18 protein-coding genes are annotated in these 24,540 nt (G+C 71.7%); 4 read left to right on the top strand and 14 right to left on the bottom strand.

The window, feature by feature from the left end:
- Positions 1–4 precede the first annotated feature (4 nt).
- From proP to OG385_RS04600, 3 genes are all read left to right on the top strand, one after another.
- The gene (gene proP, locus OG385_RS04610) at positions 5–1,537 is read left to right on the top strand and encodes a glycine betaine/L-proline transporter ProP (protein WP_266860631.1); all 1,533 of its coding nucleotides are present in this window, start codon (positions 5–7) and stop codon (positions 1,535–1,537) included.
- A gap of 95 nt (positions 1,538–1,632) precedes the next feature.
- Positions 1,633–2,091: a MarR family winged helix-turn-helix transcriptional regulator gene (locus OG385_RS04605; protein WP_266852067.1), complete on the top strand. Its 459-nt coding sequence runs from the start codon at positions 1,633–1,635 to the stop codon at positions 2,089–2,091.
- Positions 2,088–4,970 carry an FUSC family protein gene (locus tag OG385_RS04600; RefSeq protein ID WP_266852066.1) on the top strand — a complete coding sequence of 961 codons (2,883 nt, stop codon included), beginning with the start codon at positions 2,088–2,090 and terminating at the stop codon, positions 4,968–4,970. Before OG385_RS04605 ends, OG385_RS04600 begins: the two co-directional genes overlap by 4 nt.
- A gap of 84 nt (positions 4,971–5,054) precedes the next feature.
- Here the strand turns inward: OG385_RS04600 and OG385_RS04595 are convergent, their stop codons facing one another.
- The 14 genes from OG385_RS04595 to OG385_RS04530 form a co-directional block, all read right to left on the bottom strand.
- A complete protein-coding gene (locus OG385_RS04595) occupies positions 5,055–6,377 on the bottom strand; it encodes an MFS transporter (protein ID WP_266852064.1) in 1,323 nt (440 codons plus the stop codon).
- Positions 6,374–7,186, bottom strand: a complete 813-nt coding sequence (locus tag OG385_RS04590; RefSeq protein ID WP_323183628.1) for a FadR/GntR family transcriptional regulator — start codon at positions 7,184–7,186, stop codon at positions 6,374–6,376. The genes OG385_RS04595 and OG385_RS04590 overlap by 4 nt, the downstream gene beginning before the upstream one ends.
- 130 nt (positions 7,187–7,316) lie before the next feature.
- Complete coding sequence (locus OG385_RS04585) at positions 7,317–8,456, bottom strand: zinc-binding dehydrogenase (RefSeq protein ID WP_266852062.1); 1,140 nt, start codon at positions 8,454–8,456, stop codon at positions 7,317–7,319.
- Positions 8,453–8,755: a putative quinol monooxygenase gene (locus OG385_RS04580; RefSeq protein WP_266852060.1), complete on the bottom strand. Its 303-nt coding sequence runs from the start codon at positions 8,753–8,755 to the stop codon at positions 8,453–8,455. The genes OG385_RS04585 and OG385_RS04580 overlap by 4 nt, the downstream gene beginning before the upstream one ends.
- A 6-nt stretch (positions 8,756–8,761) precedes the next feature.
- Positions 8,762–9,418 (bottom strand): glycerol-3-phosphate responsive antiterminator, encoded by a 657-nt coding sequence (locus OG385_RS04575; RefSeq protein ID WP_266852058.1) that lies wholly within the window; start codon positions 9,416–9,418, stop codon positions 8,762–8,764.
- A 40-nt stretch (positions 9,419–9,458) separates the two neighbouring features.
- A complete protein-coding gene (locus tag OG385_RS04570) occupies positions 9,459–11,012 on the bottom strand; it encodes an FAD-binding oxidoreductase (RefSeq protein WP_266852056.1) in 1,554 nt (517 codons plus the stop codon).
- Positions 11,009–12,682, bottom strand: a complete 1,674-nt coding sequence (locus OG385_RS04565) for a glycerol-3-phosphate dehydrogenase/oxidase (RefSeq protein WP_266852054.1) — start codon at positions 12,680–12,682, stop codon at positions 11,009–11,011. Before OG385_RS04565 ends, OG385_RS04570 begins: the two co-directional genes overlap by 4 nt.
- A gap of 114 nt (positions 12,683–12,796) precedes the next feature.
- Complete coding sequence (locus tag OG385_RS04560) at positions 12,797–14,359, bottom strand: FGGY family carbohydrate kinase (RefSeq protein ID WP_266852053.1); 1,563 nt, start codon at positions 14,357–14,359, stop codon at positions 12,797–12,799.
- A gap of 97 nt (positions 14,360–14,456) precedes the next feature.
- Positions 14,457–15,911: an MFS transporter gene (locus OG385_RS04555; RefSeq protein WP_266852051.1), complete on the bottom strand. Its 1,455-nt coding sequence runs from the start codon at positions 15,909–15,911 to the stop codon at positions 14,457–14,459.
- A gap of 363 nt (positions 15,912–16,274) precedes the next feature.
- Complete coding sequence (locus OG385_RS04550; RefSeq protein WP_266852050.1) at positions 16,275–17,813, bottom strand: APC family permease; 1,539 nt, start codon at positions 17,811–17,813, stop codon at positions 16,275–16,277.
- 137 nt (positions 17,814–17,950) lie between these two features.
- The gene (locus OG385_RS04545; protein WP_266852049.1) at positions 17,951–19,300 is read right to left on the bottom strand and encodes an aspartate aminotransferase family protein; all 1,350 of its coding nucleotides are present in this window, start codon (positions 19,298–19,300) and stop codon (positions 17,951–17,953) included.
- 122 nt (positions 19,301–19,422) lie between these two features.
- Positions 19,423–20,736, bottom strand: coding sequence for an ArgE/DapE family deacylase (locus OG385_RS04540; RefSeq protein WP_266852048.1), 1,314 nt, complete (start codon positions 20,734–20,736; stop codon positions 19,423–19,425).
- A complete protein-coding gene (locus tag OG385_RS04535; RefSeq protein ID WP_266852046.1) occupies positions 20,733–22,205 on the bottom strand; it encodes an aldehyde dehydrogenase in 1,473 nt (490 codons plus the stop codon). The genes OG385_RS04540 and OG385_RS04535 overlap by 4 nt, the downstream gene beginning before the upstream one ends.
- Positions 22,202–23,698 (bottom strand): cytosine permease, encoded by a 1,497-nt coding sequence (locus tag OG385_RS04530; protein ID WP_266852044.1) that lies wholly within the window; start codon positions 23,696–23,698, stop codon positions 22,202–22,204. Before OG385_RS04530 ends, OG385_RS04535 begins: the two co-directional genes overlap by 4 nt.
- Positions 23,699–23,841: 143 nt before the next feature.
- Here OG385_RS04530 and OG385_RS04525 point away from each other — a divergent pair, with 143 nt between their 5' ends.
- A complete protein-coding gene (locus OG385_RS04525) occupies positions 23,842–24,444 on the top strand; it encodes a TetR/AcrR family transcriptional regulator (RefSeq protein WP_266852042.1) in 603 nt (200 codons plus the stop codon).
- Positions 24,445–24,540: the final 96 nt, after the last annotated feature.

Genomic DNA, 24,540 nt, shown 5'->3' with positions numbered 1-24,540 from the left:
CCGGCTGCTCCGTATCCTGCTACGGCGCCGCAAACGGTCACTGAGTGTCGATGACGTGACGGTCACCGACAAACCCGAAGTGCGCAGAGCGGTGTCCGCATCCGCTCTCGGCAACATGATGGAGTGGTTCGACTTCGGTGTGTACGCCTATTTGGCGGGCATCCTCGGCGAGGTCTTCTTCCCTTCCAGCTCGCCCGGTGCGCAGGTCGTGTCCACGTTCGCCACGTTCGCCGCCGCATTCCTCGTACGGCCCCTCGGCGGCCTGGTGTTCGGCCCGCTCGGCGACCGTATCGGACGTAAACGCGTACTCGCCGCGACCATGATCATGATGGCGATCAGTACATTCGCCGTCGCGTTCCTGCCGAGCTATGACTCGATCGGATTCACCGCACCGATCCTGCTGCTCGTCTGCCGTCTCGTGCAGGGCTTCTCCACCGGTGGTGAATATGCCGGGGCGACCACCTATATCGCCGAGTACTCACCCGACAAGAGGCGTGGATTCCTGGGCAGTTGGCTGGACTTCGGTACGTTCGTCGGCTACTCGCTCGGTTCCGGCATCGTCACCATCCTGACCGCGGTGCTCGGGCACGACGGGATGGTGCACTGGGGCTGGCGGATCCCGTTCCTGGTGGCCGGGCCCCTCGGGCTGATCGGCCTCTACATGCGGCTGCGGCTGGAGGAGACCCCCGCCTTCAAGCGCCAGGCCGAGGAGGCCGCGGCGGAGTACGCGAAGGAGCCGCACGACGAGGGCGACGAGGACCCGGTGGAAGTGGCCCGGCAGTCCGGCCACGGACGGCTGAAGGAGATCTTCACCCAGCACTGGCAGGCGGTGCTCATCTGCATGGGTCTTGTCCTGCTCTACAACGTGACCAACTACATGGTGACGTCGTACCTGCCGACCTTCATGACCGAGACGCTCAACCAGGACGCGCTCACCGCCCAGCTGCTGGTGCTCGGCACCATGATCGTGGTGGTGCTCACCATCACCACGGTGGGTCGCAGCTCCGACCGCTGGGGCCGCAGGCCCGTCTTCATGGCGGGCAGTATCGCGCTCATCGTCCTCTCGGTTCCGGCGTTCCTCCTGATCAAGCAGGGTGGCATCCTGCTGCCCGCGTTCGGCTGCCTCATCCTGGGCCTGCTGCTGGTGTGCTTCGCCGGTACGTCGGCTTCCACCCTGCCGGCGCTCTTCCCGACCCGGCTGCGGTACGGGGCCCTGTCGATCTCGTTCAACGTCTCGGTCTCGCTCTTCGGCGGTACGACGCCGCTGATCGCGTCGGGTCTGGTCGAGGTCACCAAGAACGACATGGTCCCCGCGTACTACCTGATGGTCGCCGGGGTCATCGGATTCATCGCCACCTACTTCCTGCACGAGACGGCGGGCCGGCCCCTGCGCGGCTCGGGTCCCATGGTGGAGACCCACGACCAGGCGCGCTCCCTGGTCGCCGAGAGCCGTACGGAGGCCGGGCGCCGGGCGCGGGACGTGTGGATCCATCTGCGGCACCCGTGGGCCCGGCACAACGGCGACAAGCAGGGCTGACATCCGCCGGGGCCGCACCGTCCGCGCGGGCTGACGGTGCCGTCCGGCGGGCGGCGTGTCGATGAGCACTCCTGACGGCAATATATAATTGCGATATGCATCTATCTCCGGCCTCCGACGAGCAGCGGATCGAGGACGCCGCCCGAGGGCTTCTGCGAGGCATCGGACGGCTCTCCCAGGCGCTGTTCAGGGCCGGAGAATTCGGACTTCCGCGCAGCCACACCGCCATACTCGACGCCCTGGATCCCAGGCCGCGCCGGGTCACCGAGATCGCCGCCTACACCGGCATCGCCCAGCCGCGGGTGACCGTCGTCCTCCAGGAGCTGGAGGAGCGCGGACTCATCGAGCGCGAGCGCTGTGTCAAGGACCGGCGCGTCGTCGAGGCGTCGCTCACACCTGCCGGCGCAGAGCTCATGGAGCGGGCGCGGCAGCGTATGGCCTCGGCCCTTCTCGAAGGACTGGGGACGAACGTCGACGATCCGGAGCGGGCTGTGGGACTGGCCCGGGATGCGGTATCCACCCTTCTGCACGCCGTCGAACCGGAGGTCAGTTGACCACCCCAGCTACCGAAGCCGCCCAAGCCACAGCCGAGCCGGACGGAGGCCGGCCACCCCGTACAGGAGGTTCCGTCGCACCCCGCCGGGTCGGCGGGCCGAGACGCTGGTGGGACGGGGTACTCGCCGCCGACCCCGGTCTCGGTCAGCTACAGGCCGGGTGGCGCTCGATGGTCGCCATCATCACCGGCCTCGCCGTCGGTTACGGGATGTCCGTCGCCCTGACCCTGCCCGCCATGCTCGGCATGATGGTCGGCGGCATGCTGGGCATGATGAGCGCGTTCGCCATCGCGGAGAACACCCCGCTGCGGCTGACCCGTTCCATCCTGTGGATGCCGTTCCCCTTCTCGGCCGTGCTGGCGCTCTCCGCGTGGCTGATCGGTGACCGTGTGCTGGAGCTCACCCTGATGGTGGTGGCGCTGGCGCTGACGTTCTTCCTCGCACGGTTCGGGTCGCTGGCGCTGCTCACCGGCATGATGCTCTTCAACTCGTTCATGGTCGGCATGATGTCGAACATCCCGCTGAACCTGTGCGGGAAGCTGTTCGTCGTGGCGCTGGTGTCCGCGGTGGGGATCCTCGTCTCCCGGCTGCTGCTCTGCTGCCCGATGCCCCGCGAGGACCTGCTCCGTACCCAGCGCGCGTTCGTCGTCGAGGCGCGCCGGGTCGGTGACGCCGCCACGGCCGCGCTGGACCCCGACGCCGACCACGACGTCGCCATCAAGCGGATGCGGCGGAGCCTGCGCCGTCTCAACATCACCACCGTCACCATCGACGGACGCCTCGCCCAGCCCGAGGTCGCCGCCGACCCGCACACCGCCGAACTGCTCCACCAGTACCTCTTCGACGCCGAGCTGGCCCTCCAGGGCATAGGCCAGGCGGTGCAGCGGCTCGCCCGGATGCCCGTGCCGCCGCGCCTGCGCGAGGCGATGGTCGTCGCGCTGGTCGTCGCCCGGGACACCCCGCTCGGCCGGGCCGACGCCCTGCACCCGGCGGCCCGGCTCATCCAGCAGCAGGCCACCGAGATTCTCTCCGACCGGGACGCGAGCCCCGACGAGGCCGAAGCCGCGATGCTGGCCCGGCGGGTCGGCCACCTCCTCGACTCGCTCGCCGACTCCCTCGCGCACTGGCTCGAACTCGGCTGGAACGCGCCGAAGGCCCGCGCCAAGGTCCCCTTCCAGCCCACGGTCGCCCTGGAGCAGAACCGCCCGGCCGGAGCCGGCGCGGTCGCCCGGCGGATCGCGGCGGCCCAGGAGCGGAAGGGCTGGCGCCGCGTCATTCCGTACGTACGCGTACCGCTGCACGCGGCGGTGGCCTGCGCCATCGTCTGTCCGATCACCGACGCCATCGACCCCCGGCGCTTCTACTGGGGACTGATCGGCGTGATGATCACGCTGTTCGGCACCAACACCACCCATGAGCGGCTGCGCAAGCTCGCCCACCGCATGGTCGGCACGGTCGCCGGCGCGGTGATCGGCATCTGGCTGCTCCACCTCATCGGCCCCGGCCACGTCTACTGGACGCTTCTGGTCATCGTGGCGGGACTCGGCCTGGGCGCCTGGGGCATGCAGCGCCAGTACGCCTACTGGGTCGTGGGACTCGTCACCGCGCTCGTCCAGCTCTACGGGATGTCCACCCCCTACAGCAGGATGGACCACCTGCTGGGCGAGCGTCTGCTGGACAACGGGCTCGGAATCCTCGTCGCCACCGCCTGTGCCGCGCTGATCTTCCCGCTCTCCACCCGGAAGGTCGCCCAGGAGGCCGATCGCGGCTATGTCGCGGCGCTCCAGCACCTGATCACCCAGATCCGCGAACGCTGGGAGGACCCCGAGGCCCCGGTCCGGCTGCGCGGCGCGGCCCGCGGGGTCGACGCGGCCCTCTTCCAGGTCCGCAGCGTGGCCCGGCCGCTGGTCCGGATGCCGCTGGGGATACGGGGACGCGGCGCCGAGAACCGGCTCGCACTCCTCGCCACCGCCACCGCGCACGCACGGGCACTCGCCGCCGCGGCCGATGTCGACATCGATCTCGGGCCCCGGCTCACCGGGCACGTCGAGCGGATCACGCAGACGCTCCTGGAGTCGCTGCGGGCACTCGACCTGCACTTCTCGACCGGGGAGCCCGGCGGTACCTGGGTCCGGGTGAGCCCGCTCATCCGTGACCTCGAAGGGGAGCTGCGGGGGGCGCCGGCAGGTCCACGCGCCGACCGGCTGCACATCGCGCTCAGGGAACTGGCCGCGCTGGACGAGGTGCTGGCCGGACTGGCCGAGGGCCGCGGTCTGGAGACCGTCACCGCCTCCGCCGAGCGGGCCACCGCGCCCGCCGAAGCTCCCCGTACGCCGGCCACCACGCCACGGGAGCGCCGTACCCAGGAGGTCCTGGCAGCGTGGGCCGCACAGACCCGGCTCCAGGCCGGCGAGCGGACGCCGGGCAGCACACCGGGAGCGCACGGACCGGTCACGGCCCAGGCCGGCCCCGGAACGGCGATTCCCGCGCAGAACGCCGGCCCGGGTACGGCGCCCGCCGCCCGCACGGCCGACGGCGGGCGGGACCGGGCGCGTAACGGCGGCGTTCCGGACACCGCCGGTGCGCGGAACGGCGGTTCGAGGACCGGCGGTTCCGTCACCGTCAGCGGTTCCGTGCGGTGCGCCGACCACCCGGTCGACTGCGGTGCGTGGATCACGGTGGTCAGTTCCCGGGGCAAGCGCCAGGCAGGCGTCCGGGCGGCCGGTGGCCGCTACCGGATCACCGGTCTGGAGCCCGGCACGTACACGCTCATCGCGGCCGGCCAGTCCCACGCTCCGCGCGCCGAGTTCCTCTCGGTGACGGGCACGGAGGGCGAGATGCACCGCGACATCCAGCTCCACCCGGCGTCGGGGCAGTGAAGGAAACCGCCGGCCGGACCGGCTGCGCGGGCGAGTGGCCCGCACAGCCGGTCCGGCCGGCGGTGGTGTCCCCGGCAGGCTCCGTCAGTCCGTCGTTCCCCGCACCTGCGTGCCCTGGTCCTGTGTGCCCTGGTCCGGCGCGGCGTGGCGGTCGCGGGCGGCACCGATGCCGATGAACGCCTGCGGCACCAGCAGCACGATCAGCATCACCAGCGGCACCGTCCAGCTGTCGGTCAGCTGGTGCACGGCACCCAGCGCGAGCGGCCCCACCGAGGCCAGCAGATAGCCGAAGCACTGCGCCATGCTGGACAGTTGCGCGGCGTGCCGGCCGTCCGGCGCCCGCTCCACGATGAACAGCATCGCCAGCGAGATCGCCGCGCCCTGGCCGAGCCCGAGCAGCACCATCCAGAGGTAGGCCCAGCCCACCGGGGCCAGGACGAGCCCCGCGAAACCGGCAGCGGTCAGCACGGCGCCGACCGTCGCCAGCAGCCCGGGCCGCACGCCCCGCGAGGCGAGGACGGGGGAGACGAAGGCCCCGGCGATCCCCAGCAGGCTGGAGAACGACAGCATCCAGCCCGCTGTGCCCTCGGCCATCCCCGCGTTGCTCAGGATGGTCGGCAGCCATGCGGCGGCGGCGTAGTACGAGAGGGACTGCAGGCCCATGTAGCCGGTGACCAGCCAGGCGACGGGGTGCCGCCACAGCCCCCGCACGGGATGCGCCGCGCTGCGCGCCTCGGCCGCGGTGGCCCGGCTGTGGCGGCGGAGCTGCGGGGCCCAGACGATGACCGCCAGCACACCGAGCAGCCCCCACAGCGCCAGCGTGGAGCGCCAGTCCAGGTGGGCGGCGTGCTCGACGGGGACGGTGATACCGGCCGCCAGCGCGGCCCCGCCGAACAGCGACATCGAGTAGAGACCGGTCATCAGGCCGACCCGGTGCGGGAAGTCGCGCTTGATGACCCCGGGCAGCAGGACGTTGGCGACGGCGATGCCCGCGCCGACGACGACGGTGCCGCCGAGCAGCGCAGCCATCGACGGCACCAGCCGCAGCGCGGTTCCGGCGCAGATCAGCACCATGGTGCCCAGCAGCGCGGGCTCCATGCCGAACCTGCGTCCCAGGCGCGGTGCGAAGGGGGCCAGCAGGCCGAAGCAGAGCAGCGGCAGGGTGGTCAGCAGCCCGACCGCGGTGGCGGACATGCCCGTTCCGGTACGGATGGTGTCGAGCAGCGGCGACGCGGCGACCAGGGCGGGGCGCAGATTCAGCGCCAGGATGATCACGCCGAACGCGAGCAGCCCGCCCGGCCGGACCGGTGTCCGCGCCGCGTCCCGTGCCGGTGCGGACGCGGGTGCGGCCGGTATCGGCTCGCCGGGCGGCCGGGTCGCACTCCGCTCAGCAGGGGTGCCCTTCATGAGCGGCCTCCGGTGTTCTCGCCGGTGCCTGTCCCGGGGCCGGAATCGCCGCTGCCGGGCCGTCCGGGCAGCGGATCCGCGTCCTGCAGGGTCCGTACGGAGGCGATGGTCTCGTTGATGTACTGCTCGACACAGCGGATCGCCCGGTCGGCGTCCGCCGCCTCGATCGCGTCCACCAGGGCGGCGTGCGAATCCAGCTGGAAGCGCGGCCCGTCCGGCAGCGGAGCGTGCGCGACGGAGGTGATCGCGGCGCGCAGCCCGTCGGTGAGATGGCTGTACAGGTCGGTGAGCATCCCGTTGTGCGCCGCGGCCACCACCGCGTGGTGGAAGGAGACGTCCGCGTCCACGAACTCCGCGGGATCGGGTTCCTGCCTGGTCTCGTCGCGGCGCCGCAGGGCGGCCCGCAGCGCCGCCACGTCCTCGGGGGTGCGGCGTTCGGCCGCAAGCCGGGCGGCGTCGCGCTCAAGACCGGCCCGGACCTCCAGCGCCTCCAGATGGCTCGCCCGCCGCAGCCGCCGCAGCAGCGCGGCGCCGAGGTCGTCGGCGGCGCGTACGTAGGTCCCGTCTCCCTGGCGGGGCTCCAGCATTCCGCTGTGCACCAGCGCGCGCACCGCCTCGCGCACCGTGTTCCGGCCGACCCCCAGCAGCTCCACCAGGACCGGCTCGGCCGGAATCTTCGTACCGACCGGCCACTCCCGTGACTCGATCAGGGTCTGCAGCTGGTCGATCACGCGTCCGACCAGGCTGGAGCGCTCCGTCGCGCGTAGCGGCATGTCCACCTCCAGGTTCTCCAGGTTCAATACCTCCAATCAACCTAACATCCCATGTTTGATGCTTACGTGCGGGCCGGGTCCGGCGGCCGAGCCGGGTGGGCGGGTGTGGCGGGTGTGGCGGAGCGGCGCCGTGCCGTCCCCGGCCGTGTGCGGTCGTGTGACCGGGTCAGACGCCCAGCAGCCCCGAGGTGTCGAGCACCTGGCGGATCGCCCGCCCGGAGGCCAGCTCCTCCATGGCGTGGTTGATGCCGGTGAGCGGCAGCGTCCCGGTGTGCATCTCCTCCACCGGGAACAGACCGGCCCGCCACAGGTCGAGGAACCTCGGGATGTCCCGGCGCGGCACCGCGTCGCCCATGTAGGAGCCGAGCAGCGACTTGCCCTCACCCGCGAAGGCCAGGGCCGGGACTTCGAGCACCCGGCCCGGCGCCGGGAGCCCCACCGAGACCACCTTCCCGCCCCGGGCCACGGCGGCCAGGCAGTCGGCCATCACCCGCGGGCTGCCCACCGCCTCCACCGCCGACCCGGCGCCGCCGCCGGTGAGATCGGCGACAGCCGTGGCCGCGTCCTCCGGCGCGTACGCATGGGTGGCGCCCAGCCGCAGCGCCAGCGCCCGCTTCTCCGGGACCGGGTCCACCGCGATGACCGGGTACGCGCCCGCTGCCCGCGCGCCCAGCACCGCGGAGAGGCCCACCCCGCCCAGGCCGTACACCACCGCCGACTCGCCGGGGCGCAGCCCGGCCGTGTTGATGACCGCGCCCGCGCCGGTCAGGACCGCACAACCGAACATCGACGCCACCGCGAACGGCACGTCCGCCGGGATCGGGACCACCGACTCCTGCGCCACCACCGCGTACTCGGAGAAGGCCGAGACGCCGAGCTGGTGGTGGACCGTCCGGCCCGCGGAGTCCGTCAGCAGGGAAGGACCGTGCAGCAGCCCGCCGGAGCCGTTCGCCGCCGCGGCCGCCGCGCACAGCGCCGGGCGGCCCGCCGCGCAGTCGTGGCAGAAGCCGCAACTGGGCACGAACACCAGGGCGACATGGTCGCCGGGGGAGACCCGGCCGACGCCGCGGCCGGTCTCCTCGACCACTCCCACTGCCTCATGGCCCAGCGCCATCGGCAGCGGGCGGACCCGGTCGCCGTTGACGACCGACAGGTCGGAGTGGCAGAGCGAGGCCGCGGCGACCCGGACCAGCACCTCGCCCTCGCGCGGCGCGCCGAGTTCCAGCTCCTCGACCCCGGCCGGCCGGGTCTCGCCGTAGGGGCGTTCGTTCGATATGCCGCGCAGCACCACGGCGCGCGTCCTCACGACTCCACCGCCGGACGCGGCGTGCAGCGCAGTACGTCGCGGCTCTCCAGCAGCGGCACGACCCGGCCCAGCACGATCTCCTGGAAATGCGGGGTCGCGCAGTGCGCGGTGAAGTCGGCCTCGGTCGCGTACTCCTCGTACAGCACGATCGCCCGCGGGTCCTCGGTGCCCTGGTGGACCCGGTAGCTGAGGTTGCCGGGCTCCTCGCGGGAGGCGGCGGCCATGGTGTCGAGGAGGGACAGCACGGTGGCCTCCTCGCCGGGCCTGGTGCGATAGCGGGCCACTACTACGTAACTCATGGGGAACTACTCCTGAGGTGGTGCGGGCCTCTTCAGTGCGGCGGGCGGGACCGGCGGCAGCTGGTCCCGGCGCAGATGCCAGAGGCGGGGGTCGGAGGTGGCGGCCGCGGCCGACCCGAGGGCCAGCGCGAGCGCCACGTCCGCGGGGGACTCCACGAACCCGGCGGCCACATAAGGGGACATGGCGCGCTGGGCCTGCGCGCTCATCCGGCCGACGATCGGGGCGGGCATGACCTCGACCAGGTCCGGCGCCCCGCGCGAGATCGCGTCCGTGGAGCGGCGCAGATTGGACCGGTCGGTGACGAACACCTTCATCATCGTCAGCAGCCCGAGCGGCCGGCCCTTCTCGATCAGTGAGAGCCGGGTGCTCACCACGCCGTGCGCGCCCATGTTCTTGATGAACTCCAGCGCGCCCCGGTCCTGCGCGAGACCGGGGCTGCTGTCGACGTTCACGAACACCGTCTTCCCCGCCCGGCCCAACGCCGGTACCACCTGAGGCAGTTGACCCACCGCGAACGACGCGAGGATGCAGACCCGGGCCGGCGCGGTCAGGAACTGCCGCAGCGGCTGGGTGCCGACGACCGACGCGACGACCGGCACCTCCGCGAACGCGGAGACGAGCCGGGGGGCGAGTGCGGAACTGGACCGGGGGGAGGAATTCATGACCTGCCTGGGACGGATCGGCGGAGCACGGCTGCTGACGTCAGTTCAGCGGAGACGTGCCGAAACGGCTGGGAAGGCCCAGTTTGCCAGGGTTGAGGATGCCCGCCGGGTCCAGTGCGTTCTTGACCGCGACGAAGGTCGTGAACCCGGCGCCGAGAGATTCCTGCAGGTAGGGGCCGCGCAGCAGCCCGCAGCCGTGGTGGTGGCTGAGCGCGGCCCGGTGCGCGATGAGGACCGCGTTGGCCGCGTCCCACACCGAGCGGTACCAGTCCCTGCGCGCTTCAGGCGCCACGTCGCCGCGCAGCGAGAAGTAGACGCAGGCACCGTCGGTGTACGCGTGGGACTGGTGGGCCGACGCGGCCAGTGTGCCCGGCACCGACTGGATCGCGGCCACCACCTCGTCGTAGATCACCGGCAGGGAGGTCCAGGACGCGGCCATCTCCAGGGTGTCGGCGACGAAGCCTGGGCCGGGCTTGAAGCCGTCCGCCGACTTGCCGACCAGCATCCGCTCGTCCAGCCAGCGCTCGAAGACCGCCTTGGAGTCCAGCTCGGGGCCGTACGCCGCGCAGACCTCCGCCGCCACCTTGATCGACGCGTCGACGATCGCCGGGTCGCCCTCGTCGGCGATCAGCAGCAGATTGGTCTCCGGGTGGCCGAAGTGGGTGCCGGACTCCAGGGCGTCGTACAGCCGCAGGACGGCCGGGGTCGCACCGCGCTGCATGATCTCGCGGCACGCGTCCAGGCCCTCCGCGAAGGAAGCGAAGCCGTATGCCACCGCGTTCGCGTACTCCGGCAGCGGGTGCACCCGCAGCCGTGCGGAGACGATCACCCCGAGCGTGCCCTCCGAGCCGATGAACAGCTGGCGCAGGTCGGGGCCGACGGCGGCGCGCGCGTAGTCGCCGTAGGTGGCACGGGTGCCGTCGGCGTGGATGACGTCCACACCGACGACCATGTCCTCGATCTTGCCGTAGCGGGTGGAGAGCTGCCCGGCGCCCCGGCAGGCGATCCAGCCGCCGACCGTGGAGACGGCGAACGCGGAGGGCCAGTGGCCGGTCGTGACGCCGTACTCCTCCTGGAGCTGCTTCTCGAAGAGGTCGCCGAACATCCCGGCCTCGACGTCCACGACGTTCGACTCCGCGTCGAAGCCGGTGATCCGGTTCAGCGCGCACACGTCCAGGACGACACCGCCGAAGACGGGCAGTGCCGCGCCGGTGACGTTCGAGCGGCCCGCGGACGGTGTGACGGGAATGCCCGCCGCGTGGCAGATCCGCAGGACGGCGGCGATCTGCTCGGCGTCCGCGGCCTCGACGACCACCGCGTCCGGTGTCGCAGGGCGGCCTTCTGTCTCGCCGATCATCGAACCGGCCCACCAGTCGCGGGTCCGGGTGACGACCTCCTCGCGGGTGGTGTGCACGGCGTGGGCGGCTTCGCGCAGCGCCTCGATCACGGTCTCCGGCACCGCCACCGGATCGACCTGGAGCGCGGCCTCGCCTTCGCCGACCGGGGTGTTCTGCGCCCACTTGGCGAAACTCGGCGCGCCGACGGTGTAGTTGCCCCGGTTGAACGGGTGGGTGATGGTCTGACGGCTGATCATGCTGTTGCCCCTTCGAGGAGTACGGACTTTTCGTGACGGACGGCTGCGAGGTAGTCGGCGACGGAGCGCTCGACCTCCGCCTCCGTGAGGTTCAGTTCCCGGCCGAGGATCGCGCCCACGGCGCCCGCCGCATCCGCGGAGGCGTCCCGGGCGAAGAGCCGCGCGCGCGTGCGGCGGGAGAGGACGTCGTCGACGGACCGGGCCAGCTCCGCGCGGGCCGCGTAGACGACCTCCGCCCTGGTGTACGGGAGGCCCGCGACGATCGGCTCCGCCAGCGACGGGTCGTCCTGGATGAGGTCACCGACGAAGCGGGCCTCCGTGCCGAAGCGCTCGCCCAGGTGTGCGGCGATGCCACCGGACGCGGCGACGGCCTCGGCGTCGTAGCCCGCGCCGCCGAGCAGCGGCAGGTTCGTCGTACGGCTGGAGCCCTTGCGGCCCAGCACCGCCATCACCTTGTCGATGACCAGCTCGCCCATGTGGCGGCTGGTGGTGAGCTTGCCGCCGGTCACCGTCACCATGCCGGTGCGCCCGACGGTGATGTGGTGGTCGCGGCGCATGTCGAGCGTCGCGCCCTCCTTGCCGCCGACCAGCGGGCGCAGCCCGCCGATGGAGCCGACCACGTCGTCGGGGGTGAGCTTCCCCTCGAACGCCGTGTTGGCGCCCTCCAGCAGGAAGTCCATCTCCTGGCGTGTGCAGTGCACGTCGTCGGGCGAGCCCCGGTAGTCCTCGTCGGTGGTGCCGAGGACGACGCTGTTGCCCCAGCGGGTGCAGGTGGCACGGCGGGCCCGGCCCGGAATCGGCACGGTCACCGTGCAGTTGATCCGCACCTTCTCCCACGGCACCACGATGTGCACGCCCTTGGCCGGGCGGACCTGCGGCTGGTGGCCGTCGTCGGCCTTCGCGTCCAGCTCGTCGGTCCACACCCCGGTGGCGTTGACGACGGCCCGCGCCCGGATGTCGAAGCTGTCGCCGTCCACGGAGACCCGGGCCCCGGAAACCCTGCCCCCCTGCATCAGGAGGCCGTCGGCCCTGACCCCGTTGAGCACGGTCGCGCCGAGCGCCGCGGCGGTCCTGACGATGGTCAGGACGAGCCGGGCGTCGTCGGTGCGGGCGTCGAAGTACATCAGCCCGCCCCGGAGGTTCTCCGCGCGCAGCGTCGGCGCCTGCGCGAGGACCTCCGGTACCGAGAGCCGCTGGTGCAGCTTGCCGATCCGCCAGCCGCCGACCAGGTCGTACGTCCAGAGCAGCCCCTCGAAACCCTTGGCGAGCCGGGCGTCGAAGATGCCCTCCTTCTCCAGGATCGGGAAGAGGAACGGCAGCCGGTGCACCAGGTGCGGGGCGTTCTTGCGGAACCGGTGCCGCTCCAGCAGGGAGTGGCGTACGAGGTTGACGTTGCCCTGCTCGATGTAGCGCAGGCCGCCGTGCACCATCTTCGACGACTTGGACGACGTGCCGGACGCGAAGTCGTCCTTCTCGACGAGCGCCGCGCGCAGCCCGCGCGAGACCGCGTCGAGTACGGCGTAGGCGCCGGTGATGCCGCCGCCGATGACGACCACGTCGTAGGTGTCGTCGGCCAGCCGCCGCTTGGCCGCAGCGCGGTCGAGCAGCAGGGGTTTCTCACGGGTGGCCGCGGCACTGCGCCGTGGCTTCCGGGCGGGCATGGTGATCACAACATCAACTCCTGGTGTTTCGGTGCGGCGGCCGTGTGGTCGTACCGGCCGCCGGGTGACGGCGCGGGCTGTCGGCGCTGTCAGTGCTGTCAGTGCCGTCAGCTGTCAGCGCTGTCAGTGCTGCTGGTGGGGGGTGTGCGGTTTCAGTGCGGGGTCCTTGAGGTGGCTGATCAGCACGGACCGCCAGGCCGACCGCTGGCCGGCGCGGTCGCCCGCACCGATCGACGGCGTGAAGGTCCGGCCGGGCGGCTGGGCCTCGACGACCTCGTCGAGTGAGGACCACAGGCCCCGGGCGACCCCGGCCAGATACGCGGTGCCGCGCAGGCTGGCGGTGGAGGAGCCGCAGACCCGCTCCAACGGAAGCCCGGTCAGGTCGGCCTGGATCTGCATCAGCGGATCGCTCCCCGACACCCCGCCGCCCACCCGGAGCCGGGTGAACGGCGCGCCCATGGTGCCGGCGATCCCGTCGATCAGGTCGCAGACGGAGTGCGCGATCCCGTCGAGTACGGCGCGGGCGAGGTCGGCGCGGGTGGTCGCGAGGGTCAGCCCGGTGAGGGCGGCGGTGGCCTCCGGATGCCAGACCGGCGTCCGTACCCCGGCGAGCGCGGGCACGAAACGCGGGGTGCGGCCCGGCCGGGTGGGCACCCGGCCCGCCTCCTCGCCGAGCTCCTTCGGCGAAGCGAAGAGCCCCAGGTCGTCACAGAGCCAGCGCAGTGCGGAACCCGCCGTGGAGGTGTAGGCCTCCAGGCTGAAGTGGCTGGTGCCGCCCTGCCGCCGGGCGGGCTGGGCGAGCACCCCCGAGATCTCCGGCCGGGGCAGGGCGGGTGTGGTGCCGGTCGCGGCGTCCACGAAGGCGCCCGTCCCGTACATGATCATGCCCTGCCCGGCAGTGAGGCCACCGAGCGCGAGCAGGGCCGCGTGCTGGTCGCCCATCGAGGCGGCCAGTGGTACGGCGATACCGAGGGCGGCCGGGTCGGTCGTGCCGAACCCGGCGTCGTCGGAGCGGAGTTCCGGCAGCAGGTCGAGCGGGAAGCCGAGCCGGCTGATCCACTCCTTGTCCCAGGCGTGCTCCGTGAGCAGATAGCCGCCGGTGGAGGCCGCGCTGGTGGGTGTGGTGGCGTGGCAGGCGCCGCCGGTCAGCGACCAGATCAGCCAGGTGTCCACGGTGCCGAAGAGCAGCCTGCCCTCGCGGTGCGCGGCGGCCACCTCCGGATGCGCGGCGATCTGCCGCGCGGCCCAGAGGAACGGCGCGCGGGCGCCGACCGGCCGGCCCTGCCGGGCCATCAGCACGGAGTCCCACTCCGCCTCGTACGCGCCGAGCTCCTGCGCGTACCTGCGGTCCTGCCACACCAGCGCGGGCAGCAGCGGCCGCCCGGTGATCCGGTCCCAGAGCACCGCGGTCGCCCGCTGGGTGGAGAGGGCCACCGCGGCGATCTCGATGCCGTCCTCGCGGGCCCGGCGCACGGTCTGCCGCGCGACGTCGAGGGTGGCGGTGAGGATCTCCATCGGATCCTGCTCGACCGAGAGGTCGTCAGGATGGCTGACCTCTATCGACCGGTAGAACACCTCGTGCGCGGCGCCGGAGTCGAGGACGACTCCGGCCCGGGTGCCCGTGGTGCCTTCGTCGACGGCCAGCACACCGCGCCGTGCGGCGGCGCTGGGGGGCGTCTGCGTCATTGCGGCCCTTTCGTTTCGAGCTTGGCGGCTGTGCGCGCTCGCTGCTGCGCGAGCCGGGGGAGGGACCATCGTGTGATGCGGCTGCCTGAGCGGCCGGTCAGCGCGCGGTCACGGATTCCGGGGATTCGGGCGGGCCGGCCTGCGCCACGGCGTCCGTACCGGCGGGGCCGGGCGCCTCGTCGGGTGATCCGGCCTTCGTCGGGTCCCAACGGATCGCCAGGCAGGTGATCAGGCCGAGCAGCGGTACGACGGACAGCACCAGGAAGGTGTGGGCGAGCCCCAGCGAGTCCTTGATCTGCGGGAAGACGTACAGCCCGACGACACTGCCGAAGCTGCCCACCATCCCGGTGACCCCGGTGCCCAGCGCGCGGACGTCGCTGCTGTACGAGAGGGCCGCGATGGACTTGCCGTTGGCGCCGGGGCCCGCGGAGTGGCAGAGGATGAAGAGCACGGGCAGCAGGAACGCCACCGCCGTGGGGACCTTCCCGAAGGTCAGCCCCATCGCGAGCAGCGCGACGAAGACCCCGGCGAAACCGGCGGCGGAGCTGAGGCGCAGCCCGAGCCGGCGGCCGAAGTACGCGGACAGCAGCCCGCCCACGATGCCGAAGGCGTTGAACACCATCGATCCGACGGTGGCCTTCTCGAAGCTCTCGCCGAAGATCGTCAGACTGATCAGCGGGAGGTACCAGCCGACCGCGAAGTACTGCATCGACTGCCCGAGCGAGATCGCGGAGGAGAGGACGGTGCGCGGCAGATAGTCGCCCTTGAAGAGCAGCCCGGCCTGGCGCATACCGATGGCGGGGGCGGCGGTGGCGGCGCGGGTGGCCTCGTCGGGCTTCCCCGCGACGGCCTTGATCCGGAAGATCCGGTCCAGGTTGTGCACGGCCTCTTCCAGCCTGCCCTTGCTCGCGAGCCAGGTGGGGCTCTCCGAGAGCATCGCCCACTGGGAGATCAGCAGCACACCGGCGACGACGGCGCCCGATCCGACGGACCAGCGCCAGATGTCCGCGCCCGCGTCCAGATTGAAGAAGACCAGGGCGAGCGCCAGATTGCTGGTGGAGGCGGCGTACCAGACGGCCTGCCAGAGGTTCAGCCGGCCGCCGAACTTGGCGGGGGTGTACTCGGCGAGCAGCGCCATGGCGACGGCGAAGTCGATGCCGTACGCGATGCCGACCAGGACCCGGCCCAGCCAGACCACGGTGAAGCCACCGGCGAACGCGGCGAGCAGAGCGCCCCCGATGGCGAACGCCTTGGCGATGAGCAGCGGGGGGACCCGGCCGATACGGGTGGCGAGCCAGCCGCCGACCGGGTTGAAGATGATCGCCAGGGCCGGGGCGGTCGCGGTGAGGATCGAGATCTGGGTGCTGGACAGCTCCATCTGGGCCGTCATCGGTCCCAGTCCCGCGCTCAGTGCCGCGTTCGAATAGGCGTCGAGGAACAGCCCGCCGAACACGAGGAACCAGATCACTTGCGCCCGGCCGGATATCTTTCCCAGCCCGTCGATGAGCGCAACGACGTCGGCGACACCCTTGACGCTCGGACGTTGTGCCATGAATCCGCCTTTGAGGAAGACCCATCGGCGGCACGGGAGCACAGAAAAACAGGCACGACGAAACCACCGACAGGTGGTCTATGTCTGTGCCTGTCAAAACACTGCGAAAGGCCGCAGCAAGTGAACTCAACTGACTGGAAAAGCGAGTGGAACTACTCAGTGAGGCTAAGAACGTGCCAGGGGTACGTCAAGGGTTTCCAGCGGGTTACTTCCTCGTGACATCGCACTGCGGGCGGGCGCGGGCGTGAACCTGCCCCGCCCGCCACTGCGGCGTCCGCCGGTGCCCGGCATGTCCGGGACTTCCTGCGCTCCCGGCGTGCCGTCACCCCGGTGCTACGGACAGCGGTGCTGCGGACAGAGGTGCTACGGGGCAGTGGTGTGGACGCGCGCGGTGGACCCGGAGGCGTCGGAGCCCTCCTCGGTACGCGTCGCACGGTCCCGGATCGCGCCCACGCCCCGGCCGAGTGCGCCGATGGCGAGCAGGAGCAGCACCGTGCCGAGCGTGAACGCCTCGAACGTGGTGCGCGTGACGCCCCAGGTGTGCCGGAAGTCGTAGCCGACGCCGAGGACCGCTTCCAGGGTGCCGGGGAAGAGGGCGACCCAGGAGCCGAGCAGGATCCAGACGTAGACGAGGACCGCGCAGACCCGGAAGCCCGCATTGCCGAAGGGCACGGTGTAGGGGCGGGGGGCTTCGCGGTGGCGGTGGCGCAGGGTGACGAGCGCCGGCACGACGACCAGGTAGGAGAGCAGCAGCGTGGTGATGGCGACGGTGAGGACGACACCGAAGACCGCCGCGCTGTCCCCCCGTACGAGGTTCGTCGCGGCGATCATGAAGAACGTGGCGGTGATCCCCGACACCAGATTCATCCGTACCGGGGTGCCGAGCCCGCGGTGGAAGGCGCCGAGCGAGCGGCCGAAGAACCCGCCGTCGGCCGCCGCCATGGCCTGCATACGGTCGCTGACGATCATCCAGGCGCTGCCCTGGGTGAGCAGCGCGAAGGCGAACATCACCCCGGCCGCGGTCAGCAGCGGGCCGCTCCAGGAGCCGTACACCCCGAAGACCAGGGCCGCGGCTTCCATGAACCCGCCGATGCCGGTGACCTTGTCGGCGGGTGCCACGGACAGGATGGCGAGCACGGGCAGCAGATAGCAGCAGGTCGCGACGGACGCGGAGACCGCGATGGAGACAGGGACGTCCCGCTTGGCGTCGTGCATCTCGTCACCGGCCGCGTTCGGGGCCTCGAAGCCCACGTACGCGAAGAGCAGGACGGGGACCAGGGCCAGGAACCCCGCGGTGGTCGGGGTGAACCGGGCGTGGTGCAGGCCCGCGAAACCGTGCCGCAGGCCGTAGGCCAGGGCGGTTCCGGTGAACAGGAGCACACAGCCCACCTTGACGACCGCACCGGCGGTGGTGATCCATTTGCCGCGGCGCAGTGAGACGACTGCGGTCAGGATGGAGGCCCAGATGAAGGCGAGCTTGAAGACGTAGTCGGCGAAGGTGCCGCTGCCCAGGTGCGACACATAGCTGTTCCACGCGTCGGAAGCGGCGAAGACCAGCGAACCGCCCAGCCAGACCGGGTTGGTGACCCAGTAGAAGAGTGTGGTGAGCGCGGCCGTCGCCTTGCCGTAGGCGAGCTTGACCCAGACATAGGGGCCGCCCTCCTGCGGGAAGGCGGCGCCGGTCTCCGCGAAGAGCAGCGCGTACGGGACGAGGAAGAGGAGCGCGATGACGGCGGTCCAGGTGACCGCCTCACCGCCGCCGGTGGCGATCTGGCCGACCACGTCGAAGGAGATGACGGCGGCGATCCCCATGGCCATGATGTCGAAGCGGCGCAGGCTGCGGGAGAGATGGGGTGGTGGGGGCACGGCGGCTGGTGCGGGTGAGGCCGGTGGTGCAGACACGGGGTCCTCCTGCTGGCACGCGCCGCGGGCAGGCACGTGACGAACGGTTGCGGTCGGCTGATGGCGTTCCCGGCGGCAGGCGGGACCATCCCGGGCCTCCCGTACGGAGGGAGGCCCGGGATGGTCCCGCCCGGTGATCAGGCCTGGACCTCTCCGGTGGGCAGGGTGCGCTCCAGGACCGAACGCAGCGCCACCGCCGCCTCCTTGGCCTCGGCGTCCGTCATGATCAGCGGCGGCGACAGGACCAGGCTGTGCGCCGAGTCGCGGACGATGACCCCGGTCTCGCGCCGGATGACGTCGTGCGGCATCCGGGCGGGATCCAGCGGGAGCGGGGCGCGGGTCCCGCGGTCGGCGACGAGTTCCACGGCCAGCATCATGCCGACCGACCTGATCTCACCGACGATCGGCAACTGGCCCAGTTGCGCGTCCAGTTCGGCGTGCAGCCGGGCGCCCATGGTGACGGCGCGGCCGAGCAGCCCCTCGCGTTCGATGATGTCGAGGTTGGCCAGGGCGACGGCGGCCGCCACCGGATGGCCGTTGTACGTGTAGCCCATCGGGAAGCCGTGGTCGCGCAGCAGCACCTCGGCCACCCGGTCGGCGACGAGGAGCGCGCCGAGCGGGATGTACCCGGAGGTGATGCCCTTGGCGGTGACGATGATGTCGGGGGTGACGCCGAAGTGCTGGGCTGCGAACCACTCGCCGACGCGCCCGTAGGCGGTGACGACCTCGTCGAAGATGAGCAGGATCCCGTGCCGGTCCAGGACTTCGCGGACCCGCGGCCAGTAGTCGGCGGGCGGCACGAGCATCCCGCCGACGCCCATGATGGGCTCGCCGATCATGGCGGCGATGTTGCCGGGCCCGATCTCCGCGATACGGGCCTCCAGTTCACCGATCAGGAAGTCGGTGGGGTCCTGGCCGCCGTACAGCTCGGTGCGGTACGGCCACGGCGGGGTGAGGTGCGAGACATGCGGCATCATCGGGGCGAACCCCTCGTGGTACACGGGGAATCCGGTCGCGGAGCCGCCGCCGTAACCGATGCCGTGGTACGCCTTGTCGCGGGCCAGGATCCAGGTGCGGTCGGTGTCGCCGCGCCGGTGGTGGTAGTAGCGGGCCATCTTGATGGCGGCCTCGTTGCCCTCGGAGCCGCCCGATGTGAAGTAGACGTGGTCCAGGCCCGCGGGGGCGAGCGAGGCCAGCCGGGCGGCGAGCGCGACGGCCTTGTCGTTGGAGAACTCCCAGAAGCTGGTGAAGTACTCCAGCTGCTTCATCTGGTCGAAGGCGACCTGGGCGACCTCCTCACGGCCGTGGCCGATCTGGGCGAGCCAGAGCCCACCGGTCGCGTCGAGGTACGAGCGTCCCTCGGCGTCCGTGAGCCGGCAGCCGGAGCCGCCGGTCATCACGACCCGCTCCTCGGCGGTCCCGGGGAGGTACGGATGGATGATGTGCGCCCGGTCGGTGGCGGCGAGTTCGGCGTGGCTGAACGGCATGGCCGTGCGTCCTTTCCTTCATGTGCGCTGAGGTGGTGGTGACTGGGTTGCTGGTGACTGGGTTGCTCGTGACTGAGGAGCTGTGACTGAGGTGGTCGGGGGGTGCCGGCCGGTGGTGCGGGTCAGACGGGGCCGGTCAGTTCGACGGCGGCGAGTGCCAGCGCCTTCGCGGTGTCGACGAGATCGCTGACCTCGATGTACTCGTCGATGGTGTGGAGGGTCGGCGATCCGTCGGGCCGGGTCGCGGTGGGGCCCAGACAGACGGCCGGCGTGCCGCCGATGCGGGTGAGCGTCGCCGCGTCGGTCCAGGAGGGTTCGCCGAGCACCCGGGGCGTACGGCCCAGCGCGGTGGCGCAGTCGGCGAGCCGGCCGACCAGCGGGTGGCCGGATCCGACCTCCGCGGGCGGCAGTTCGGTGTCCCAGGCGAACCGGGGCGGATGCGCGGTGAGCCAGCCGTCCGCCGCGCAGGCCTCCCGTACCGTCCGCTCGATGTCGTCCCGTACCCGGCTCGCCCAGCCGCCGTCGTCGGCCTGGACCGGCAGATAGGTGATGTCCAGGCCGACTTCGCAGGAGGCCGGGTAGGTCACCCACCACTCACCGCCCCGGATGGTGGTCGGCACGATCGAAGGAGGCGGCAGCAGCGGGTGCCGGTGCGCGGGGTCGGCCGCCCAGCGTTCGCGCAGCCCCTGGAGGGCGGCGAGTACCGGAAGGGTCTTCTCGATGGCGTTGACAGCGCCCCCGGCCCGCCAGTCTCCCGGCGGGTGTTCGGCGTGCCCGGGGCGGCCCGCGACGGTGACGGTGCCGCCGAGTATGCCGCGCTGCGCGGTGACGACATCGAGGTCGGTCGGTTCCGGGACGATCGCGGCGTCCGCGCGTACGCCGTGGTGGACCGAGGCGAGGGTGCCCGCGCCGTTCCACTCCTCGTCGGTCGCGGTGTTGATCAGCAGGTCGCCGGGGAGCCGGACACCGAGGGCGGCGAGCGCCTCGGCGGCGACGACCGCCGCCGCGATGCCGCCCTTCATGTCGCAGGTGCCGCGCCCGTACAGCCGCCCGTCGCGGACCTCGGCGCGGAACGGATCACTGGTCCAGGCGGACCGCGGCTCGGCGGACACCACGTCGATGTGGCCGTTGAACAGCAGCGACCGGCCGCCGCCCGTGCCGGGGAAGCGGGCGATCAGCTGCGGGCGGCCGTCGAAGCCGAGGCCGGGCGGTGTCTGCGGCGACGCGGGCAGGCCGCCCGGGGCCGGGGTGAAGACGTCGGCGGTGGCACCGGCCGCGCGCAGCCGGCCCGCCAGATACTCCTGGAGGTCGGCCTCGTCGCGGGCGGGTTCGGCCGCGCTGCCACGCACGGTCGTGTCGAAGGCCACCAGGTCGCAGGTGAGGCTGACCAGGTCGTCGGCGCGCCGGTCGATCTCGTCCAGAACACGTGTGTTCATGCGTAGTCGATCCAAGTCGTCTTCAGGCCGGTGTACTTGTCGAAGGAGTGCAGGGAGAGATCGCGTCCGAAGCCCGACTGCTTGAACCCGCCGAAGGGGGTGGCAGGACTCAGCGCGTCGACGGTGTTCACCGAGACCGTCCCGGCCCGCAGCGCGTCGGCGACACGGTGGGCGCGGGAGAGGTCGCGGGTCCAGAGAGACGCGGCCAGCCCGTACGGGGAGTCGTTCGCGATCCGTACCGCGTCCGCCTCGTCGGTGAACGGCAGCACGGTCAGCACCGGCCCGAAGAGCTCCTCGCGGGCCAGCGGCGCGTCCGGGGCGAGACCGGTGACCACGGTCGGGTCCAGGTAGGCGCCGTCCCGGTCGGGGCGGGTGCCTCCGCAGGCGATGCGGCCACCCGATCCGTTGACCGCCCCGAGGATCCGGGCGGCCTGCCGCTCGTCGACCAGTGGACCGAGCCGGGTGGCCGGATCGAGTGGATCGCCGGGCACGTAGTCGGCGGTGTGCTTGACGACCCGTTCGGTGAACTCGTCGGCGATCGAGGCGTCCACGAGCAGCCGGGTGTTGGCGGAGCAGACCTGGCCCGCGTTGTAGAGGAAGCCCCACGCGGCGCGCTCCGCCGCGGCGTCCAGGTCGGCGTCGGCGAAGACCAGGCAGGGGCTCTTGCCGCCGGCTTCCAGCCACACCTGCTTCATGTTGGAGTCGGCCGCGTACGACAGGAACTGCTTGCCGACGGACGTCGAGCCGGTGAAGACCAGGGTGTCCACGTCCGGGTGCAGCCCGAGCGCGCGCCCGGCCGTCGGACCGGGGCCGGGGACGACATTGAGCACCCCGTCCGGCAGCCCGGCCTCCGCGGCGAGTTCGGCCAGCCGCAGGGCCGACAGCGGGGACTGCTCGGCGGGCTTGAGTACGACGCTGTTGCCCGCTGCCAGCGCGGGCGCGAGCTTCCAGGTGGCGATGTCCAGCGGGAAGTTCCACGGCACCACCGCGCCGACGACCCCGAGCGGTGCGCGCCGGACGAGCGCGAGACTGCCCGGCGGGGTGGGGGCGACCTCGTCGTACAGCTTGTCCGCGGCCTCCGCGTACCAGGCGAAGCAGCCGGCGGCGCCGGGTACGTCGGTGCCGTACGACTCGGTGATCGGTTTGCCCATGTCGAGGGTGTCGAGGAGCGCCAGTTCGGGGCCGTTCGCCTCGATGAGTGCGGCGAGGCGCAGCAGGACCCGTTTGCGGACGGCGGGGTCGGTGCGGGACCAGCGGCCGTCATCGAAGGCGGTACGGGCGGCCCGGACGGCGGCGTCGATCTCGGGAGCGCCGCCCTGCGCGACGTCGGCGACGGTCCGGCCGGTGGCCGGATCGACGGTGGCGAAAGTGGCTCCGTCGGCGGCGTCGGTCCAGCGGCCGTCGGTGAAGACGCGGGTACGGATGTCGAGGGCTGCGGCGCGCCGCTGCCAGTCGGCGAGGGTGTTCATACGGTCGGGGCTCCGGAGGTCGGTGCGGGGGAGGCGGGCGGTGTCGTGGTGTCGGGGGACTCATCACCGGCTGCGTCGGCGGACTCTGTGCCGGGGGACTCGGTGCCGGCGGCCGGGCGGCGCCTGCGCGAGGTCAGCCGGGCGGCCAGCAGATACACGGGGACGGTGACCACGAGCCCGGCGATCCAGCCGAGGTCGGTGTCGCCGAGTGCGTGGGCGACGGGCCCGGTGTAGAGGGACTGCGCCATGAACGGGATCTCGGCGAGGATGCCGAGTGCGTAGACACCCAGGGCTGTCGGGTTCCAGCGGCCGTAGATGCCGCCGTCCCTGGCGAAGAACGACGCGATGTCGTAGTCGCCGTGCCGGATCAGATAGAAGTCGACGAGATTGATCGCCGTCCACGGGATCAGGACGTACTGCAGGACGTAGATCAGATCGAGATAGCTGCTCATGAAGGAACCGGCGAGCTTGAGGGCCAGGAACACGGAGAGCACGGTGAGCAGCGTCCCCAGGACGGCGCGGCCGGTGGCGCGGGGCAGCCAGCGGTGCGCGAAGGTCTGCACCGCGGTGACCGCGCACAGCACCGCCCCGTACAGGTTCATGGAGTTGGTGAGCATCGTGACCAGGGCGAAGCTCCACAGGGTGAGCTGCCCGAGCGTGTTCCCGAGCAGACCGTCGAGCGCCGCGATCGGGTTGTCGCCGCCGGCCAGGCCGATCGCGGCGCCGACCACCATGGGGAGCAGACTGCCGAGTACGCACCCGGCGTAGGTGCACCAGAGCGTCGAGCGGACACCGGCCCGGTCGGCCGGCATGTAGCGCGAGTAGTCCGAGACGTACGGCGCGTACGCGATCTGCCAGAGCGCGCCGACGGAGACCACGCCCAGGAACCCGCCGATGCTGAAGCCTCCCCGGGTCAGGAAGCCCTCGGGCAGGCCGCCGACGAACAGCCATACGGCGCCGACGAGTTGGACCGCTCCGAACACCCAGCTGGTGAGGGCGCCGATCCGGTGCATGAGGCGGTACCCCACCACGGCGACGACCAGGCTGACCACGGCGCCGAGCAGCACACCCGTGTGCTGTCCGACCGGGGTCACCTCACTCAGCGACTGGGCGCCGACGACCAGGTTGGAGGCGAAGAACCCCTGGTACATGACGATGACGACCAGGACGACGGCGAGCGCGCCCACGGAGCCGAACTGGCCCCGGCTCTGGATCATCTGCGGTACGCCGAGCTGCGGGCCCTGCGCCGAGTGCAGGGCCATGAGGAAGCCGCCGCCGAGATGGCCGACGAGCAGGGCCGCCAGGCTCCACCGGAAGGAGAGGCCGAAAGCGGTCGGGGCGAGGGCGCCGGTGACGACGGTCAGCGGGCCCAGGTTCGCGCTGAACCAGATCGTGAACAGATCGCGGGTGCGGCCGTGCCGCTCGGTGGCGGGGACGGCGTCGATGGTGCGCTTCTCCACGACGCCCGGGACGGGCGACGAGTGGTGTTCCATGCTGCCTCCTCGGCGCCCGTTCGGCGCGCGCCCTGCAAGGCCGGATTCTTTGATGCGAGATTCAAACAATGATGGATGGTGCCGTCAATACCAACGGCACGTTGAGATCAGGTAACTTGAATCGACGGACGGAGAATGACTTCATGGCTCGACCCAAGAACCAGGGAGCCCGACGCGAGGCGCTGATAGACGCGGCCGGCCGGGCGATTTCCGAACGAGGCATCGCCGGCCTGCGGATCAAGGACATCGCGGCCGAGGCGGGCGTCTCCGCCGGTTCGGTGCTCTACTACTACCCGGACCTCGACGACCTCGTCTTCGAGGTCCACCAGGGTGCTGTCGAGCGGTTCCTCGCCGACCGGCACAGCCGTACGGACGGCATCGCGGATCCGGTGGCACGGCTGCGCGAAGCCATCGCGTCGGGCCTGCCGGCCGACGCCGACGACGCCGCGCACCGACTGCTGTACGAACTGCACAGCAGGGCCGACCGCAGCGCTTCGCACGCCGCGCTCATGGGATCGCTCTTCGCCCGGGAGACCGCGCTGTACGCGACGATCCTCGAACTCGGCGCCGCGGCGGGCGACTTCACGCTGACCGAACCACTCCAGGACACAGCCCGCAATCTGGTGACCCTGGAGGACGGCTACGGCCTGCACATCGTCAGCCGCAACACCGCCGTGGACCGCACGGCCGCGCTGCGGATGATCGCCGGTTACGCGCGCACGGTCACCGATTGCCCGGAGCTGTGAGCCACCGGCGCCGCCCCGCGGAGGCCGCGTGCCGCGCCACCACTATGGGAGGAACGAACCGCATCAGTAAAGCTAATCTTTTGGAACTGGTTCATC

The organism is Streptomyces sp. NBC_01306, assembly GCF_026340465.1.
Taxonomy (GTDB): domain Bacteria; phylum Actinomycetota; class Actinomycetes; order Streptomycetales; family Streptomycetaceae; genus Streptomyces.
Note: the sequence above shows the minus strand (reverse complement) of the source record. Positions and strands in the feature narration are given on the sequence as shown.

What these genes read in the sequence shown, in the direction of transcription:
- OG385_RS04555 (WP_266852051.1), bottom strand. Translation starts at nt 15,911, where the DNA reads ATGGCACAACGTCCGAGCGTCAAGGGTGTCGCCGACGTCGTTGCGCTC.
- OG385_RS04530 (WP_266852044.1), bottom strand. Translation starts at nt 23,698, where the DNA reads ATGGAACACCACTCGTCGCCCGTCCCGGGCGTCGTGGAGAAGCGCACC.
- OG385_RS04525 (WP_266852042.1), top strand. Translation starts at nt 23,842, where the DNA reads ATGGCTCGACCCAAGAACCAGGGAGCCCGACGCGAGGCGCTGATAGAC.
- OG385_RS04580 (WP_266852060.1), bottom strand. Translation starts at nt 8,755, where the DNA reads ATGAGTTACGTAGTAGTGGCCCGCTATCGCACCAGGCCCGGCGAGGAG.
- OG385_RS04570 (WP_266852056.1), bottom strand. Translation starts at nt 11,012, where the DNA reads ATGATCAGCCGTCAGACCATCACCCACCCGTTCAACCGGGGCAACTAC.
- OG385_RS04560 (WP_266852053.1), bottom strand. Translation starts at nt 14,359, where the DNA reads ATGACGCAGACGCCCCCCAGCGCCGCCGCACGGCGCGGTGTGCTGGCC.
- OG385_RS04575 (WP_266852058.1), bottom strand. Translation starts at nt 9,418, where the DNA reads ATGAATTCCTCCCCCCGGTCCAGTTCCGCACTCGCCCCCCGGCTCGTC.
- OG385_RS04545 (WP_266852049.1), bottom strand. Translation starts at nt 19,300, where the DNA reads ATGCCGTTCAGCCACGCCGAACTCGCCGCCACCGACCGGGCGCACATC.
- OG385_RS04595 (WP_266852064.1), bottom strand. Translation starts at nt 6,377, where the DNA reads ATGAAGGGCACCCCTGCTGAGCGGAGTGCGACCCGGCCGCCCGGCGAG.
- OG385_RS04535 (WP_266852046.1), bottom strand. Translation starts at nt 22,205, where the DNA reads ATGAACACCCTCGCCGACTGGCAGCGGCGCGCCGCAGCCCTCGACATC.
- OG385_RS04540 (WP_266852048.1), bottom strand. Translation starts at nt 20,736, where the DNA reads ATGAACACACGTGTTCTGGACGAGATCGACCGGCGCGCCGACGACCTG.
- OG385_RS04605 (WP_266852067.1), top strand. Translation starts at nt 1,633, where the DNA reads ATGCATCTATCTCCGGCCTCCGACGAGCAGCGGATCGAGGACGCCGCC.